Below are 18337 nucleotides of genomic sequence, written 5' to 3'. Positions count from 1 at the left end.
TCCTTGTCGTTTACAGTTGTAATCCTTTATTACAATTCGTAGTTTACATCTGTAATCGTAAATTGTAAAGAAAAAAGCATGACCAAAATCAACTTTTTGATCACACTTTTCGAGAACCTTTATTTATAGCCGTTTGCACGGTTAGAAGTGGCAATATTTTGATTAACATTTTTGTCAGCATGAGACAATGCCTTAGCAATATCTCCACCATTATATGCTTCTTCCATCGCTACTTCCTCAAGTTGACGAGTAACTTGCATACCTTCGAGAAGGATACCTGAGTTAACATAGTTTGGCTTAGCATCTGCTAACTGTTGTCCAGGAACCTTGGCTTCAGGATTCTTAGCATAAAGATCTTTAAGAATTTTTTCTTTTTGAGCATCTTTGTTAAGTGCTAAGTAACCTGTAGATTTTTGCCATTGTGCTTGAACAGCTGGACTAAGTGCGTATTTAGAAAATTCATAAGCACCTTGTTGTACAGCCTTAGATTTGTCATTTGAAATCCAAAGTGCTGCCCCACCAATTGAAACACCATTAGCCTTTTGACCATCTGGATGTGGGAAGTATGTAATACCAAGTTTGTTAGGATTATTCTTAGTTAATTTACCCATACTTGCTGAAGATTGAATAAAGATTCCAACTTTACCTGATAAGAATCCGGCAATTTGGTTAGCACCTGCACTGGCACCTGAACCATAGTTGATAAAGTCTCCAGACTTAATGTTTTCACGAATCCATTCAAGGAACTTAACTGTTGAAGGATTGTTTAACTTAACTTCTGTAGGAATACCAGAGTGTCCATTATCATTATTAGCCAATGCTTGACCGGCATTTGTTGTAGCTTGTTCTAATAACCAACCATAGATTTGAACGGTCATCCCTTTTGTCTTGTGATCTGAACGTTCATACAGTTGTTTAGCAACACGTGTGATATCTGAATATGTTGGTGAAACTGGTGGTGGTGTAATGTGATACTTCTTCAATAATGAAGCATTGTAATACAGAACTGGTTGTGAAGTATTGAATGGCATTGCTTGTTGCTTGCCATCATTTGAATAGAATGATCTAGCAGCTGGAGCAATCTTTTCAATATCGAAGTCTTTGTCCTTATCGATAAAGTTTTGAACAGGAGTTGTGTACTTGCTGTGAATCATTTGAGCTGTAGCAATATCAAATGATTGGAAAATAGCTGGTGATGTATTTGTACCGTGAGTTTGAAGAATCTTTTGAATAGCTTCATCATAACTACCTTGGTACTTAGGAATAACCTTGTATTTTGATTGAGATTTATTAAATCCATTAACTACTGCTTCAAGAGCATCTTCTGAGGGACCACCCATTTCGTGCCAGAATACGATTGGAATCCTGTCTGAGGATGAAGAAGATTTTACAGGCTTGTTGGTAGCAAATATCCCCAACACTACTGCTGCAATTATAAGAGTTAAGGAAATTAAAGAGTTTTTTAGTTTCTTGCTCATTATTTTACGGCTCCTTCATTCATACCAGATTTGAAGTAATGTTGACCAACAAACAGAACAATAATAGTAGGAATAACGATGATTGCAGCACTTGCTTGAATCATACCCCAGTCATTGAAAGTTTCTTCTGATTGTAATTGACGCAAACCATTTTGGATCAATCGAGAATCATTACTGAATGTTGTTAGCATTGGCCATAGATATTGATTCCATGCGCCTAAGAAACTGTATGCACCTAAAGTGATCATACTGATCTTGTTATATGGAAGTACGATACTCCAATAGATTTGGAAGTGGTTAAGACCTTCAATATCTGCTGCTTCTTTTAACTCAGTCGGTGTTTGCATGAATGCTTGACGAAGCATGAATGTACCAAAAGCTGAAGTTAAGAATGGAATAAGCAATACTGAATAGTTATCTAACATTCCCAGATTCTTAACCGTTGTAAAGTTAGGAATAATCTCTGCTTCAAACGGAAGCATCATTGTGATCAAGAAGAGAATAAAAATTGCGTTGCGATATTTGAACTTCAAGAAAACAAATGCGTAGGCACTCATAGAACAGAAAACTAATTGAGCTAACATTGTTAAAGTTGAAATGACCAAACTGTTACCTAAATATCTAACGATTGGTGTCTTAGTAAATGCTGCTACATAGTTATCAAAGGATACCTTGGTACTGAAAAAATTACCTTGCGCAATATCCATTGTTGGTAAAAAACTAGTCCAGATTCCGATAAAGAACGGTGCTAAGATCACAACTGCTAATACAACTAGAAGTAAGTAACTTAAAACCTTATTTAAACGGTTTGGCTTGTTTGAAGTAATCATTAATAGTTCACCCGTTTTTCTAAGAATTTGAATTGTAAGAATGTGAAGAAGGCAATAATAATTGTTAAAATAATGGCTTCTGAACTAGCCTGTCCGTAATTACCACTATAAAAAGCATCTTTATAAAGTCTGTAAACTAACATATTAGTTGAGTTAGTTGGTCCACCTTTGGTGATCAAATCGATCAAACCAAAACTCTTAAATGAATCAATCAAAGTAATTGTTGAGACAAAGAATAGTGTTGGTGAAATCATTGGAATAGTAATCTTGAAAAATTGACGGCGTTCACTGGCACCCTCAACACTGGCTGCTTCATACAATGTTGTCGGAACTGATGAAATAGAACCTAAAAGGATTAAGAATGTGAATCCAAGATGCATCCAAACAGTTGTAATAATTACGGCCCACATTGCCATCTTTGGATCAGTCAACCAATTGATTACTGGAAGATGCAGTGCATTACTGATAATTGTGAAGAAACCTGTGGAAGGATTAAAAATGAATAGCCAGAAAATTGCAGCAACTGAAACTGAAACACCCATAGTAATTGAATAAAGTGTTCTAAAAATACCAATTCCAGCCAACTTTTGACTTGCTAGATTCGCTAAAAGCAATCCAATTGAAACTGTCAAAGCAGTAACCGCTAATACATAGAATAAAGTTGAACCCATACTTGCGATATATTCGGGAGAACTCAATAATGTGGCATAATTTCCGAAACCATTGAAAACAGTTGTTTTACCAAGTGTATTAGTTAAAAACATACTGATATAAAGTGTTCTGAACATTGGATAAAATACAAAGACACTCAAAAGTAAAAGTGAAGGTCCTAAGAATAACAATGCAAAATACTTATCTTTAGCATTCAATGAAAATGAATGACGCTTTTTCTTAGCCTTTGCTTCAGATCCAACCATTGTAGGTGTAGTTGATTTAAGCATTAACTAGTTCCTCCGATTCAAAAGGAATTCTCTTATGATTTGCATCAAATAAGAAGACATTGCCGCTTGCTGTGATTTTGACCTTTTCATAAGGTGCAAACACTGCCTTACCCGGAATTAGAACACGTACTTCATGCTCACTGTTCATAGTGGCATAAACAATTGTTTCATCCCCTAAGAACTCTGAACTCTTAACAGTTGCGTTAGCGTTTAGTTCGTCACTAGCTTCAACGTGCAGTTCACCAGGTCTGATTCCAACATTAACCTCATTTTCTGAGATCTTTTGTTCAGTCTTAACTTCAAAATCTCCTTCAACGTTCAAGGTTCTATCATCTACTCGTTGTGCAGGAAGAAGATTAATCAATGGTGTACCGAAGAAGTTAGCAACAAATTCATTGGCAGGTTGTTGATAAATCTCTGTTGGTGTACCAATCTGTTGTACTTCATGATCATTCAATACCATGATATGGTCTGCCATAGTCATAGCTTCAACTTGATCATGAGTAACATAGATCAATGTAATACCAAGCTTTCTTTGTAGTTGATAAATTTCTTGGCGCATTTTAATACGTAATTGTGCATCCAAGTTTGAAAGTGGTTCATCCATCAAGCACAGCTTGGCATCACTGGCAACAGCACGAGCCAAGGCTACACGTTGTCTTTGTCCACCAGATAATTCTCTAGGCTTACGTTCTTTCAATTCACTCAAATTAACCATATCAAGTGCATCATTAACTCTTTGATGTACTTCAGCTTGATCAATATTTCTAGCTTTCAATCCAAAAGCGACGTTATCCCAAACATTTAAAAATGGAAATAGTGCGTAACTTTGAAATACCATTGTTAACTTACGATCCTTTGGTTGTAGATCATTAACTACTTGACCATCAATACTGATTTCACCATCAGAAATCGAAGTTAAACCGGCAATCATACGTAACAATGTACTTTTACCGCAACCAGAAGGCCCAACAATAACGAAGAATTCCCCTGTTTCGATTTCAGCAGAGACATTCTTTAGAATATCTTCTTTTTCGCTGTATTGCTTTGACACCTGATTCAAAATTGTAGACATTTCTTCACCCCATATATATTTTTCGATACAGATTAGTATGCGGTATAGATGTATATTTCTTTTTTATTTATTGTAAATTTTATGTAAATTTTCATTCAATGTAAATTTAATGAAAATAAAAAAGACCCTATTCATTTTGAATAAGGTCTTGAAAATATTAATTACTTAATTGGGCAAGCTCCGCTTTCGCAGTCAGATTGATCAACTAATTCGATTCCCTTCTTATCGTGATTATCATTCATCTCAGCAAATACCTTTGCGACATTTCCACTGATCATTGATTCACGTTCTGAATAAATCTTCTTATTAATTGGTTCCTTAGGAGCTTGTTTGAACTCACCACCACTGTAAGGTAGTAATGATGTTGACTTTGTAATGTGTCTGTATTGATACATTAATGGTGCAATTTCATCAGCTTCATCAGGTTGGAATGTAACGGTACAACTTACCGCATTATCTGACCAATATGTTTGCAAGAATGCTTGTGTAGCGAATTGTTCAGCAATCGATACATTACCAGCTGATGCAAAGTTAGGATTGTCAGCGTTGACAGCCTTAACTGGGAACTCAACACACATTGTATGCTTTGTATAAACATCAGGTTCAATCTTGTAACCACATGCTTTCAATGCAGGAAGCAATGGATCACTATCTTGGAATCTGATTCTTTGAATCAAGTAGCCAGCGTAGTGGAAATGCATACCTTCTGACACACCAGCTAATTTAGCAACGGTACCTGATGGTTTGACGGTTGTGTGTTTGATAGAAGTATTGCAGTGTAATTCATTTGAATAATCTTCATCAGCCTTAACAACTGAATGATACAAACTATCAAATTCTTTAACGATTCTTGGGTCATAAATTGGTTTCTTATAAGCTACGCCCTTTTCGTCTTTGGCGTCTTCAAATCCTGTAACAACACGATTACCAAATGTATTTAAGATCCAATCTTGAATACCAGACATTGAAACACCGATACGACGATTCTTAGCAATTGCCTTACGTGAAACTTCCCAGTCATAACTGCTGAATGTAACACGCTTAGTATATCTAGCAGCCAAACCAAAAGCTTCATCCAAACTCCAGCCTTGCTTCTCAGCAATAACTGGGAATAATTCGAATAAATTACATGGTTCACCATTGCTTAGAGAAATTTCACCACAAGGGTTTGTTCCTTCAACAGCATCGTCAATTCCAGGTTGATAACCATCAGCAATACGTCCGTAGTTACGTGACAACTCAAGGTTAACAATTCCTGGTTCACCATTGTGGACAATTGAATCAGCGATTGGTTGATATTCATTGAACTTAGAATCAACCGAAACACTGTTGTTTGATGCCCAACGATGATGGTATAACTTCTTTTGATCTTGTTTCATAGTAATGAAGTCATTATCTGTAGCACCACCAAGTGCTAACTCAGCTGAGCGACGAACGTTACCAGCAACAACTGTTTTACCGATCAAATTACCCATATCAGTACCGTCAACTGATGTTAATTGTTTGCCGACAGCACCATTCAATACATCATTAATATCATAGAACATCTCAATCAACGGAACAGGACCTGATGCAGTACCACCGAAGCCCTTGATCTTAGCACCCTTAGCTCTGATATCTGTAATATCCAATACAACATCATCATAATCATCAACATTAGTTGACTTGAAATGAGCATCGATCATATTGGCGTTGGCAATTACCCAACCTTCACGTGTATCTGGAAGCTTGTAGAAACGAACGTCAGCAATATCGTGATCCTTTAAGTAGTCTTCACGATCAATTGCACCTGCAGCGATTGAATCGTCGTATGAAGCACTAGATTTGCTAATTAAGACAGTTAAGTTAACCTTCTTATCAACAACTGGCATCTTCTTCATATTGTCAGGAACAACGGAGAATCCAACGCCGCCACCCTTCATCAATTGATCAAACATGAATGAGAATGGCATAGAGACAGCTACTTGATCCTTAGCTAAATAACTAGGAACAATGTGACTATCACCATATTTTTGTGGTCTAATTGCAATAAACCAGCAATTATTCAAAGCATCCCCATTACGATCCTGATACTCAGTACCAGAGATCCATAAGTTTCTACCTGATGGTGTAGCTGCTAATCCATAAACTAACTTGTATAATTCTTGGGCTTCTTTGATCAAGCCTTGATATTGTTTATCTGTTAATGAGTCATCTTTCAAACGAGGATCAAGATTAATATTACCTTCAACCACACGCTTAACTGTTTCGGACCAATTTTCGGTACGACCTAATTCAGGAATCCAACGAGCGTATGTACGCTTGTATGTGACCCATCCTAGTTCGCCCCAGTGAGGCTTAACTGTTGCCTTAACATCTTCAATAAATTTATCATCTAACGTAATCTTTTTTAATAAGTTCATCATATTGCTTCACTCCAATTATTTCTTTACAACACAATATATGGTATCTCAATTGAGATTATATAACAAGATGTGGTAGTTGGTAAGTGAAACGACTGAACCTGTTTTTGAAGGCTGGAACCACCGTCAATTAGGACATTTATAAATCTGTTTTCATTTTAATTTTTTTTTGGAATTAAATTTTGATTCAATCTAATTCATTTAAGTTTTTTTAAATCCGCAATTACCATTCTAATATGTTTATAACTTGATAAGCAATGACAAATTTAATTAACATATTTTGTCACATTTCAAGTACTTGACATCAAATTTTCTCAACAAAAAAACATGAAATATGCTTGACTTAATCTTGAACATTCTGATGATTAAATTACTATCCATCAAATTTTTATGAAAGCAACTCTGTAATTTTCATAAAAATATCACATGTAATTATCTTCTATCGAAGTCAAATCTCTGTTAAGAAATTGATAAGAACACCTTCAACTAAGATTGGTCTCTAATCAAACAACTACAATAGTAGTAAGAGAAATTTAGGAGGCACCATAGTTATGAAGAACAATTCGATGATACTCGGAGCTGCAGCAGCATTGTTACTTGCTACATCAGCCATGAACAATACATCGCAAAATGTTAACGCTAGTTCTAACTTAGTCGGCACGGTCAGACGAAATGGTGGAACATTAGTTGATGGTAACGGAAATGTTATCAACAATCGTATATTAGGAAACTTCACTTCCTGGAAACTAGGATCACAAAAGAGTATCAACGGTGTTGCCTATTACAAAGTTGCTACTAATGAATGGGTCAAAGCCTCATCGCTCAATATCACTGGTCAAAGCGTATCAACAACATCCAATAGCAGCACAACGATCAAGACTCCTGGATATATTGGAACCATTCTAAAAGGTGGAGCCACAATCGTTGATAATAATGGTAACAGTACCGGTAAATACTTAGGCAATTACACTTCTTGGAAAGTCAGTGCTAAGAAAGTTACGAACGGAAACACATACTACCGCGTTGCTACAAACCAATGGGTCGAAGCTGGATTCATTCAAGTTGGTAAACCTGCTCAACCACAAGCAAGTACAACAACTAACAACACTAATATAGTTTCGACTCCAGGTTATGTTGGCACAATTACCAAATACGGAACATATTCTTATGACAACAATGGTAATATAACTCAAAATAGTTTCAGTTACGGCACAGCTTGGAAGTTGAGTGCTAAAAAAGTTGTTGATGGTGAAACTTATTATCGTGTCGCTACAAATCAATGGATTGCTGAAAGTTCTATGACGGTCGGAAATGCTTCTGGAACAGTCGTCAACAATCAGGATCCGCAAGAAAAGAACAATCAAAACACTTTCCAAATTACAAGTACCGCACCACGAAACTTCTATGACAACAGTACTAATACATATGTATCTAATCCGTATGGTGCTGGTTCACAATTCACTGTCTATCAAGTCGTCAAAAACAATCAAGGTAAGTATTTCTTCAAAGTCGATAGTAATAGATGGCTTCCAGCTAATGCCTTCAATACACAGGCTGAGAGCGTCTATACGAACGCAACTTATGAACCATACTTTGCTACAGATGTTAAATAATAATTGAATTAAACAAGGGATGCATCTTCAATTTGAGATGCATCCCTTTGTTTGTTATTTGATTAAATTTACTTTATTAGCACTAACCCACTCGGTAGTGGCAACATGGTACCAAACTACACCATTTGAGTCTGTTTTAGTTTTATTAAAATACCAATTTGAATGATTAGATAATGCTCGATTTCTAACCAATTTACCATTGTTATCATAGATATTAGCATACGGAGCGTAATTCACACGAACAGTTCCTGTTTGTTGCACCTCGTCAGTGCTTCCACCATTTGTCTCAGGTGATTTATTGTTTGAATCATTATGATTGCTGTTTGCGTTTGTAGAAATATCATACTGAGTCAAATTATAATTTTGAATAGTATTATTCAAAATTGCAGAATAATTAGGCTCTGTAGCATATCTTCCCTGTAACCATGCAGTCGCATCCTTATACGATGAAGTATTTTCCTTCCAAGTGCCACTATAGTATGAGTGGTTCCATGCAACACCATTGCGAAGTTTATTTCCATTGTCATCAAATGACTCATAATAACTTGGATACTTACTAAAGTTGGAATATATATAGTAATATCCCTTTGAACTGCTCCATTCCCTAGTCGAGACGGTGTAAGTAGCTCCATTATAGCTTCCCTTAATTCCGAATAAATTATTCGTTGCAGTAGAAAGTCCTGACTTACCCCAGCCACTCTCATTAATTGCTTGAGCTAGCATGACAGATGCATAAATATTATATTTCTTTGCGACTTGCTGAGCTATTGGCACAGCTTTACTTAAGAATGCTTGTTGTTCGGCAGGACTAGCATAGTTATTAGTTGCTTGGACAATTGCCTTTTCACTAGAGTTTGGATTCAAATTTGTATTTAATTCTGAAAAACTTGCAACTGTTGGATCCGATTTATCTACTTCTGGTCCAGCTATAATTCCTGAATTACTTGCGGCAGATGCCATGGTAGTTGAGCTCATAGCTACGATTCCCAAAATAGTAGCACTCGTTAATAATACTTTTTTATTCATTTTAATACTCCCCTAATATCTTCACGTCAACTATAACGCGCGAAAACATTACATAGGGTGACATTTCGGTTACAATTCGTTTACATAAAATATTTTATCTTACAGGCTACCCTTATCTTTACTACGATACCGTCGTAGTTCATCAAGCAAATCAGTCATTCCATCAATCATTTTATCAGCTCTACTTTGATCAACTGGCAACCTGGTCTCACGATATCCAAAAGTATAAATACCAGCGCTAGTGGCTGCTTTAATCCCATAATATGAATCTTCAACAGTAACTGCTTCTTTTGCTGATACGTCCAATTCTTTTAAAGTATACAAATAAATATCTGGATTGGGTTTACTACTCTCAAACATTTCACCACTGATGATGACATCAAAGTAATTCAGTATTCCACATTGTTCCAGAACCTCCTCAACATGCTTTTTAGTCGAAGATGACGCCATTGCTAATTTGACATTATTAGCCTTTGCAAACTTCAATACGTCCACAATGTCCTCTCTGAATAATGGACGATAATCAAGATCTCGATATTTTTCCTCAGAAAACTTATCAAACATTTCCTCAACTTCTTCAGTCGTATATGTCCCAGGTAAAAATTCACTGATTGAATTGTAAAAATCATCATATGACTTACCGATCAGTCCTGCAGTCTCTTCATCCGTTGCATGTCCACCAAGTGATTCTATAAAATCTAGTTGGACTTGATGATCATAATATTCAGTGTCTGTAACAACACCATCCATATCAAATATCAGTGCTTTTATCATCCTTACTCCTCCAAAACGAATTAATTATATTATATCAAGAAAGCCCTTACACTTATATAAAATAAAAAAAGCACATCCTTAGATGTACTTCTGCTTAATAATCTAATTGATATAATTTCTTTGATTTTGAACGGCATAATCAGTTACATTGATCCATTCATTTGTAGCGACACGAGCATAAATCTTACCATTGTGGTTTCTGATCTTATCAATCTTCCAGTTAGTATTGCTCATCAAGGCACGATTGGATATCTTGGTGAATGACCCGTCATTTTGCAAAGCCATAACTGGAACATAGTCTCCTTTTGCATTAATTAAGAAGATCTCATTTGAAACACTATCTGATGTAGAATTTGAACTACTATCTGGATAATTTCCATAATTAGTAACACTTGCTGCATCATTTAACTTTGTATTCAACACTTCAACTCGTGGTGAATTGAAGTACAAGTTATCACCAACCTGCCAACAATCTTGTCCACCAATATTAACTTTATCAGCTTTCCAATATTGTGTTGAGAATCCTTTGGCAGAATTTACACTTCTGCCAGTATCAACTAATTTGCCATTCACATTTTTGTACAGGTCAATCGACATACTATCTGACTTAGCGTCTGCAGCGATATAAACTATTTCATTACCATTGTAAGTAGGTAGATCAGGTGTGTAATTAGCATACTTGATTTCATCAGGATTAGACTCGGTTTCTTTACTTACATCCAGCACATCGGCACCTTTAGTACTGAAATATTTGTTTTCAGCAATTTGATACCAATTCTTACCATTTACATTAACTTTATTAACTTTCCAATACTTGGGAGTGCCTTTATCATCGTAAACATCCACTTTACTATTAGTCTTAACAATTTTCCCATTCTTCATTTCATAAACATCATTCTTATCTGACGTGCTTTTCACAAATATTGTTTTAGCAGCCTCAAATGTGTATGTTTTTTCCGAAGCATTCACTACACCACTGGTAGTTACTAAGGTTCCCATTAATGCCAAACTAATAGCCAAGATAGATTTTTTCACGATTACTCTCCCCTAATTATCAAATTTTATAATATCGAAATACTATATTATATTCTCATGGTATCAGAGGATAGTGACCGTTTACAATGGCTGTGCAAAAATTTTAAAAAAATACAAGCCTCTCACGAGACTTGCATCTTATCATCTAATTTTAAATTTTAAACAGGTGCTGCATCTGATACACAAACATACTCATCAGTTGCCACTCTCATATAAGAAGTTCCGCCAATGTTGATCACCCTATCTTTATGCCAATATGTTCCGGATGCTAAAGCACGGCTCATAATCTTAGTTCCATACTTTGTATATAATGGTGCTGGTTGAGAGGTCATTACACGAACTGTACCAGAATAAGGTGTGTACCAATCAGTACCACCATCTGCACCGTCAATATATTCATCTGTTCCAACTTCAAAATAATACTTGCCTTGAATACTGATTGCTTTACCCAATCTCCAAGAAGTTCCATGTGGTAAGTATTCGGTAATAGCTCCTTTACTATTATAAACTGCCTCGCTATAGCCAGATATATAAGCACATTTCACATCAGCCTCAGGATTCTCAGGTGTTCCAGATGCATCAGCTGTAATCTCGCCTAGGTTAGTTGCCCCCATTAATAATACTGGTGAAATCGTCATTAATCCTATAGTAATTGATTTAAATAAATTCTTTTTCATATTATCATTAGCCTCACGATTATTATTTGAATCGACGCTAAAATAACACCATGATAATCGTGGTACAAATAATTAGAAACCAATTCAATAGACAAAGAGTACAAAAAAGAGGCTGTGACATAAGTCTCTAAACAAAAGGCGCTGTTTTAGAACCGATAGGTTCTGAAACAGCGCCTTTTTGGTACAATATAGAAATAAAAAAAGAGCACCGGTCGCACCCGATACTCTAAGTACTTCCTCGAAAGGAAATAACAAAATGCAAAACTATTATAACATGAATCAGATGACCTTAAGTGTACAACTCGATTATGAGCCTCAAGAAAATCATCCAGCAAGATATATTAATGCTTTAGTTGAGCAGCTTGAACTCGATAATTCATATGTATTCGGAAGACCACGTGAATATGACCTCAGTGCAATGTTGAAACTGGTCTTATTTGCCTATACACGTGGAATCTTTAGTAGCCGACAAATTCAATTATTCGCAGAAGAAAATAAACCTGCAGGTTGGCTTACATCTGGTCAAGTACCATCCTACCGGACTATTTGTAGATTCCGTATCTCTGAAGAATTGTTCTCATTGATAGATCAAGGACTTATTAATCTTACCGTTTTCCTCAAGAAACAAGGATTGATCGACGAGGTTTCCTTTATTGATGGCACGAAGATAGTGGCTGATGCCAATAAATACTCTTTTGTTTGGAAGAAGAAAACAATCCAATATGATCAAATGAACCGAGAACAACTAGTCTCATTATTAGGCGAACTTCACGAAGCTAAATTGATTGATAAAGTACCCGATGGTTCAGATATAACTCCAGAATCTTTAAATGTAGTTATTTCAATGCTTGAGGACAGATTAACCCTATTAAATGAACGTATTGAGGATAATCCAAAATTATCCCCTAATCCTGATAAACAGGAACGACGCAGTTTAAAATCAAAGAAAAGAAAAATCAGTGAGCGTCGCGATAAGATGATTGAGCATCAAATTCAAAGTGAAACATTTGGGGAAAGAAACAGTTTCTCAAAGACCGATACTGATGCCACTTTCATGCGTGTCAAAGAAGATCCGATGCAAAACGGTCAATTAAAACCAGCCTATAACTGGCAACTGGCTACAAGCAATCAATTCATTACGGGATATCAGTTGTTTCAAAATCCTACAGATACAAGAACGCTTATACCATTCATTGAACACTTGAATATAAGAGGAACATTGGGACAAACAATTGTAGCGGATGCTGGTTACGGTTCAGAAAGAAATTATACTTATTGTGAAGATAAGTTAGATAACCAAAGACTGATTGCACCATACGGAACTATGCTCAAAGAGAACAGTCGTAAGTGGAAGAGTGATGACAAAAAGGTAATGAACTGGGACTACCATGAACAGGATGACTATTATCTTGATCCAAAGAACATACGATTTGATTTTATAAGATATACCACAAGAACCGATAAATACGGATTCCAAAGATATTTCAAAGTATATCAAGCGGAAAAATACACGACCGACCAACAAGTAATTCCTGAGTCACTAACCCCAAAGGGAAATATCAGAACAATCATGGTCAATCCGACATGGGAATATCACAAAGCAAAACAGAGAGAATTACTTTCAGCTCCAGAAACAGGTCAAATCTACGGACAAAGAAAGACAGACGTAGAGCCAGTTTTTGGTAAGATGAAGGCTTCTTTGCATTTCAACAGGTTCTCAGTCAGAGGGCTTGAAAAGGTTAAAAAAGAAGCAGGTATCGTAGTAATGGCATTGAACATCTTAAAATTAGTATCAATGGTAAGGAATAAAGACAAAACAAAAAATATGGGCAAAAACCAAAAGCGGTTTTTGTCCATATTTCATTTTTTAGAGACCACTTATGTCACAGCCTCTTTTAGTTGTTATTTGTTGATATATGATTCAACAAGTTTTTGATTATCTTCATTTGTAATTGATTCGTTAACTGCACGATCAGCTAATTCTTTAAGATCAGCTGTGCTCAACTTCTTCATCAAACTTCTTACACGAAGTACAGATGTAGCACTCATTGAGTATTCATCAAGACCCATGCCAAGTAGCAATGGAACCATGATGTTATCACCAGCAGCTTCACCACACATACCAGCCCACTTGCCTTCTGCATGAGCTGAGTCAATAACGTGCTTAACTAGTCTCAAGATTGAAGGGTTGTATGGTTGATATAGGTAAGAAACATGTTCATTACCTCGATCAGCAGCCATTGTATATTGAATCAAGTCGTTAGTACCGATACTGAAGAAGTCAACTTCTTTAGCGAATTGGTCAGCTAGAATAGCTGCAGCAGGAACTTCCATCATCATTCCTAATTGAATGTTGTCAGAAACTTCTACACCCTTTTCAACTAACTTAGCTTTTTCTTCTTCAAAAATCTTCTTGGCTGATCTGAATTCGTTCAAAGTACCGATCATAGGGAACATGATACGTAATTGACCGAATGCAGATGCACGGAGCAAGGCTCTTAATTGTGTTCTGAAGATTTCTTGTCTATCCAAACTGATACGGATAGCACGGTAACCTAAGAATGGGTTCATTTCTTCTGGAAGTGGTAGATATGACAAGTGTTTGTCACCACCAATATCCATTGTACGAACAACAACTGGCTTGCCTTTCATACCTTCGAGAACTTTCTTATATGCATCAAATTGGGCATCTTCTGTAGGAAGTTCCTCAGATTGCATGTATAAGAATTCTGTACGGTAAAGTCCAACACCTTCGGCGCCATTATCAATAACACCTTGAAGATCATCGGGAGTACCAATGTTAGCAGCAATATCAAAATGCTTGCCATCAGCAGTAACTGTGGCTTCATTCTTCAATTTTTCCCATTCTGCCTTTTGAGCAGCAAAGTCTTTAGCTAACTTAGCATATTTCTTGATATCATCATCAGTTGGGTCTACGATAGCTGCACCGTTTAATCCATCAAGGATAACAGTTTGGCCTTCTTTAACGTCGCCTGTGATTGTGTTAGTACCAACAACAGCTGGTAGTTCCAAAGAACGAGCCATAATAGCTGAGTGAGCAGTACGTCCACCGATATCAGTAACAAATCCCTTAACATACTTCTTATTTAATTGAGCAGTATCACTAGGTGTCAAATCGTGAGCAACGATAATTACTTCATGATCGATAAGTGAAGGATTTGGTAGTTCAACACCAAGAAGGTGTGCCATAACACGTTTTGTAACATCGCGTACATCGGCAGCACGTTCTTGCATGTATGGATTATCAGTCATAGCTTCAAAAATTTGGATGAAGTTCTTTGATACATCATCAAGTGCTTGTTCAGCATTAACTGACTTATCTTTTACCTCTTGTTCAACGGCACCTGTAAATTCAGGGTCGGCCAAAATCATCTTATGTGCATCAAAAACTTGTGCTTCTTCTTCACCTAAAGACTCTTTGGCAACGTCTCTAATTTTTGTAAGTTCTGAATCTGATGTAGCGATTGCATCCTTTAAACGACTAACTTCAGCGTCAGTGTCAGAAATGCTCTTTTTATCGAAAGACAAATCTGGTTGAACTAAAAGGTATGCTTCAGCAGTTGCGATACCATCACTAGCTGCAATCCCTTTGATAGTTTTAACCATTATTCAGCAAGTCCTTCCTTTGTCATTGTATCTGTAATAGCAGCAATTGCATCAGCAGCATCGTCGCCGTCAGCAGTAATTGTAACATCAGCACCTTGGCCAACACCAAGTGACATAACACCCATGATTGATTTAAGGTTTACTGATTTACCATTGAATTCAATGTTGATATCTGAAGTAAACTTGCTAGCAGCTTGTACTAACATTGTAGCTGGACGTGCGTGGATTCCTGTTTCTGCAATAATGTGAAAATCTTTCTTTTCCATAATAAATACCTCACCATATTTTTAAAATTCTTGTAGTAAATCTACAAATATTCACTAATTAATTTACCATTATATAGATTCTTTCACAAGACTTTTGTAAAAAAACCTTTGATAAACCCTTGTTATAATAAGCCATGCAACGCTTACATGCAAGTGTTTTGTAAGCGTTCAATTTTGTGACAAAAAAATAATGATAATTTTCTACAAATTTTCAAGACTTAGCACTTGCAATACCCGAGTGCTAAGTTATATACTACCGTTGTATTGTATATGAGACAGAAAGGTGGGGTGCAAGTGCTTTGTCAAAATTGTCACAAGAATGAAGCTACAATTCATTTGTATACAAGTGTTAATGGTCAACGTACAGAAATAAACCTCTGTCAGAATTGCTATCAACAACTAAGAAATCAAGCTAACGAAGGTATGAATAATATGGCAGAAAATCCATACGGCTTTTCAAGTTTTGAAGACTTGTTCAATGCCTTAAACAACGGCGGAGGTCAATCCGCTAATGGTTTTGAACAACAACAAGGTCCACAAACCCAAACTGGCGGTGGAAACGGAAATAATAACCGTGGACGCAGTCATGGTAATGGTGTGCTAGATCAATATGGTGTTGATTTAACAGAATTGGCTAAAAAAGGCCAAATCGACCCTGTTATCGGTCGTGATAAAGAAATTAACCGTGTAATCGAAATATTAAATAGAAGAACAAAGAACAACCCCGTTCTAATCGGTGAGGCTGGTGTTGGTAAAACAGCCGTTGTCGAAGGTCTTGCTCAAAAGATTGCTGACGGAGATGTCCCAGAAAAATTACAAAATAAACGTGTCGTTCGTCTAGACGTCGTCTCATTGGTTCAAGGAACTGGTGTCCGTGGTCAATTCGAACAACGTATGCAACAATTGATTCAAGAATTACAAAAGAGTAAGGAAATCATCCTATTTATTGATGAGATCCATGAAATTGTTGGAGCTGGTAACGCTGAAGGTGGTATGGACGCTGGTAACGTCTTGAAGCCTGCCCTAGCCCGTGGCGATCTACAACTAGTTGGTGCTACAACTTTGAATGAATACAGAACTATCGAAAAGGATTCAGCTCTTGAACGTCGTTTACAACCTGTTCAAGTTGATGAACCTACTGTCGAAGAAACTGTTCAAATTCTTAAAGGTCTCCAACCTAAGTACGAAGATTACCATCACGTTAAGTACTCTAATGAAGCTATTAAAGCTGCTGCAGAATTATCAGCACGTTACATCCAAGATAGATTCTTGCCTGATAAGGCTATTGACTTGATCGATGAGGCTGGTTCTAAGAAGAACTTGCAAATCAATCATGTTGATATGGCTGACTTAGACAACAAGATATCTGATGCTGAAGTACAGAAGCAAGCTGCCCTACGTAATGAAGATTATGAAAAAGCTGCTTACTATCGTGATCAAGTAACTAAGTTCCAAGATATGAAGAATAGTGCTAATGAAGAACCTGCTGATAAAAGTATCGTTACTGAAAAAGCTATTCAAAATATTGTTGAAGAGAAGACAAACATCCCTGTCGGGGAACTTCAATCTAATGAGCAATCACAATTGAAGAACTTGGATTCTGACTTAAAGAGCCACATTATTGGACAAGACGAAGCTGTTAGTCAAGTATCTAAAGCAATTCGTCGTAACAGAGTTGGATTCAATAAGTCTGGACGCCCAATTGGTAGTTTCCTATTTGTAGGACCTACTGGTGTTGGTAAGACTGAGCTTGCTAAGCAATTAGCACGTGAGTTGTTCGGTACTGAGGATTCAATGATTCGTTTCGACATGTCTGAGTACATGGAGAAGCATAGTGTGTCTAAGCTCATCGGTTCACCTCCAGGGTATGTTGGTTACGAAGAAGCTGGTCAATTAACTGAACAAGTTCGTCGTAATCCATACAGCTTGATCCTATTGGATGAAATCGAGAAGGCTCACCCCGATGTAATGCATATGTTCCTACAAATTCTTGATGATGGTCGTTTGACTGACTCTCAAGGACGTACAGTAAGCTTCAAGGATACTATCATTATCATGACTTCAAACGCTGGACAAGGCTTGCAAGAAGCAAACGTTGGATTCGGTGCTGAAGCTTCAGGTAAAACACATTCAATCATCAATAGTTTGTCAGAATTCTTCAAACCAGAGTTCTTGAATAGATTTGACGGCATTGTCGAATTCAATTCATTAACTAAGGCTAACTTGATGAAGATCGTTGACTTAATGTTAGATGATACCAATGCAATGATTGCTGATCAAAACTTGAGTATCCACGTTACTAAGGATGCTAAGGAGAAGTTAGTTGATCTTGGATTCAATCCTAAGATGGGTGCTCGTCCATTGAGAAGAGTCATCGAGGAACAGATTGAAGATAAGGTTGCCGACTACTTCTTGGATAATCCTAAGGAAAAGGAACTTGAAGCTAAGATTGTTAAGGGTGAAATTACCATTGGTAAATATAATGCCCCTGAAGCAACTGAAACTAGTGAAACTTCAGAAAGTTCAAATAAATAGATTAACTAAAAAAAGGATTCGAGATTAATTTCTCGAATCCTTTTTTATTCCTAAAATT

The 18337-nt window shown here is 36.6% G+C and carries 14 protein-coding genes; 3 read left to right on the top strand and 11 right to left on the bottom strand.

The window, feature by feature from the left end; all coding sequences use genetic code 11:
• Positions 1-119: 119 nt before the first annotated feature.
• From EKM66_RS00415 to nrdJ, 5 genes are all read right to left on the bottom strand, one after another.
• Positions 120-1478 carry an ABC transporter substrate-binding protein gene (locus EKM66_RS00415; protein ID WP_125760540.1) on the bottom strand — a complete coding sequence of 453 codons (1359 nt, stop codon included), beginning with the start codon at positions 1476-1478 and terminating at the stop codon, positions 120-122.
• Positions 1478-2308 (bottom strand): carbohydrate ABC transporter permease, encoded by an 831-nt coding sequence (locus EKM66_RS00410; RefSeq protein WP_125760538.1) that lies wholly within the window; start codon positions 2306-2308, stop codon positions 1478-1480. The genes EKM66_RS00415 and EKM66_RS00410 overlap by 1 nt, the downstream gene beginning before the upstream one ends.
• Positions 2308-3249 (bottom strand): carbohydrate ABC transporter permease, encoded by a 942-nt coding sequence (locus EKM66_RS00405; protein WP_125760536.1) that lies wholly within the window; start codon positions 3247-3249, stop codon positions 2308-2310. Before EKM66_RS00405 ends, EKM66_RS00410 begins: the two co-directional genes overlap by 1 nt.
• Positions 3242-4324 (bottom strand): ABC transporter ATP-binding protein, encoded by a 1083-nt coding sequence (locus EKM66_RS00400; RefSeq protein ID WP_125760534.1) that lies wholly within the window; start codon positions 4322-4324, stop codon positions 3242-3244. Before EKM66_RS00400 ends, EKM66_RS00405 begins: the two co-directional genes overlap by 8 nt.
• A gap of 161 nt (positions 4325-4485) precedes the next feature.
• Positions 4486-6726: a ribonucleoside-triphosphate reductase, adenosylcobalamin-dependent gene (gene nrdJ / locus EKM66_RS00395; RefSeq protein ID WP_125760832.1), complete on the bottom strand. Its 2241-nt coding sequence runs from the start codon at positions 6724-6726 to the stop codon at positions 4486-4488.
• 551 nt (positions 6727-7277) lie between these two features.
• Here nrdJ and EKM66_RS00390 point away from each other — a divergent pair.
• Positions 7278-8339 carry an SLAP domain-containing protein gene (locus EKM66_RS00390; protein ID WP_125760533.1) on the top strand — a complete coding sequence of 354 codons (1062 nt, stop codon included), beginning with the start codon at positions 7278-7280 and terminating at the stop codon, positions 8337-8339.
• Between the two features lie 54 nt (positions 8340-8393).
• Here the strand turns inward: EKM66_RS00390 and EKM66_RS12890 are convergent, their stop codons facing one another.
• The 4 genes from EKM66_RS12890 to EKM66_RS00370 form a co-directional block, all read right to left on the bottom strand.
• Complete coding sequence (locus EKM66_RS12890) at positions 8394-9365, bottom strand: glycoside hydrolase family 73 protein (RefSeq protein ID WP_125760531.1); 972 nt, start codon at positions 9363-9365, stop codon at positions 8394-8396.
• A gap of 99 nt (positions 9366-9464) precedes the next feature.
• Positions 9465-10139: an HAD family hydrolase gene (locus EKM66_RS00380; RefSeq protein ID WP_125760529.1), complete on the bottom strand. Its 675-nt coding sequence runs from the start codon at positions 10137-10139 to the stop codon at positions 9465-9467.
• A 102-nt stretch (positions 10140-10241) separates the two neighbouring features.
• Positions 10242-11174, bottom strand: a complete 933-nt coding sequence (locus EKM66_RS00375) for a hypothetical protein (protein WP_125760527.1) — start codon at positions 11172-11174, stop codon at positions 10242-10244.
• A 158-nt stretch (positions 11175-11332) separates the two neighbouring features.
• Positions 11333-11851 (bottom strand): SLAP domain-containing protein, encoded by a 519-nt coding sequence (locus tag EKM66_RS00370; protein ID WP_125760525.1) that lies wholly within the window; start codon positions 11849-11851, stop codon positions 11333-11335.
• Between the two features lie 256 nt (positions 11852-12107).
• Between EKM66_RS00370 and EKM66_RS00365 the strand changes: the two genes are divergently transcribed.
• Positions 12108-13787 (top strand): IS1182 family transposase, encoded by a 1680-nt coding sequence (locus EKM66_RS00365; protein ID WP_125760523.1) that lies wholly within the window; start codon positions 12108-12110, stop codon positions 13785-13787.
• On the opposite strand, the gene ptsP is transcribed toward EKM66_RS00365, so the two are convergent.
• Positions 13754-15478: a phosphoenolpyruvate--protein phosphotransferase gene (gene ptsP, locus EKM66_RS00360; protein WP_125760521.1), complete on the bottom strand. Its 1725-nt coding sequence runs from the start codon at positions 15476-15478 to the stop codon at positions 13754-13756. The two genes, EKM66_RS00365 and ptsP, sit on opposite strands and share 34 nt — an antisense overlap.
• Positions 15478-15744, bottom strand: coding sequence for a phosphocarrier protein HPr (locus tag EKM66_RS00355; protein WP_125760519.1), 267 nt, complete (start codon positions 15742-15744; stop codon positions 15478-15480). Before EKM66_RS00355 ends, ptsP begins: the two co-directional genes overlap by 1 nt.
• Before the next feature lie 294 nt (positions 15745-16038).
• Between EKM66_RS00355 and EKM66_RS00350 the strand changes: the two genes are divergently transcribed.
• Complete coding sequence (locus EKM66_RS00350; RefSeq protein ID WP_125760517.1) at positions 16039-18279, top strand: ATP-dependent Clp protease ATP-binding subunit; 2241 nt, start codon at positions 16039-16041, stop codon at positions 18277-18279.
• Positions 18280-18337 lie beyond the last annotated feature (58 nt).

Source organism: Companilactobacillus hulinensis, from assembly GCF_003946555.1.
GTDB lineage: Bacteria > Bacillota > Bacilli > Lactobacillales > Lactobacillaceae > Companilactobacillus > Companilactobacillus hulinensis.
The sequence above is the reverse complement of the archived record's forward strand: the minus strand, read 5'-3'. Positions and strand labels throughout refer to the sequence as shown.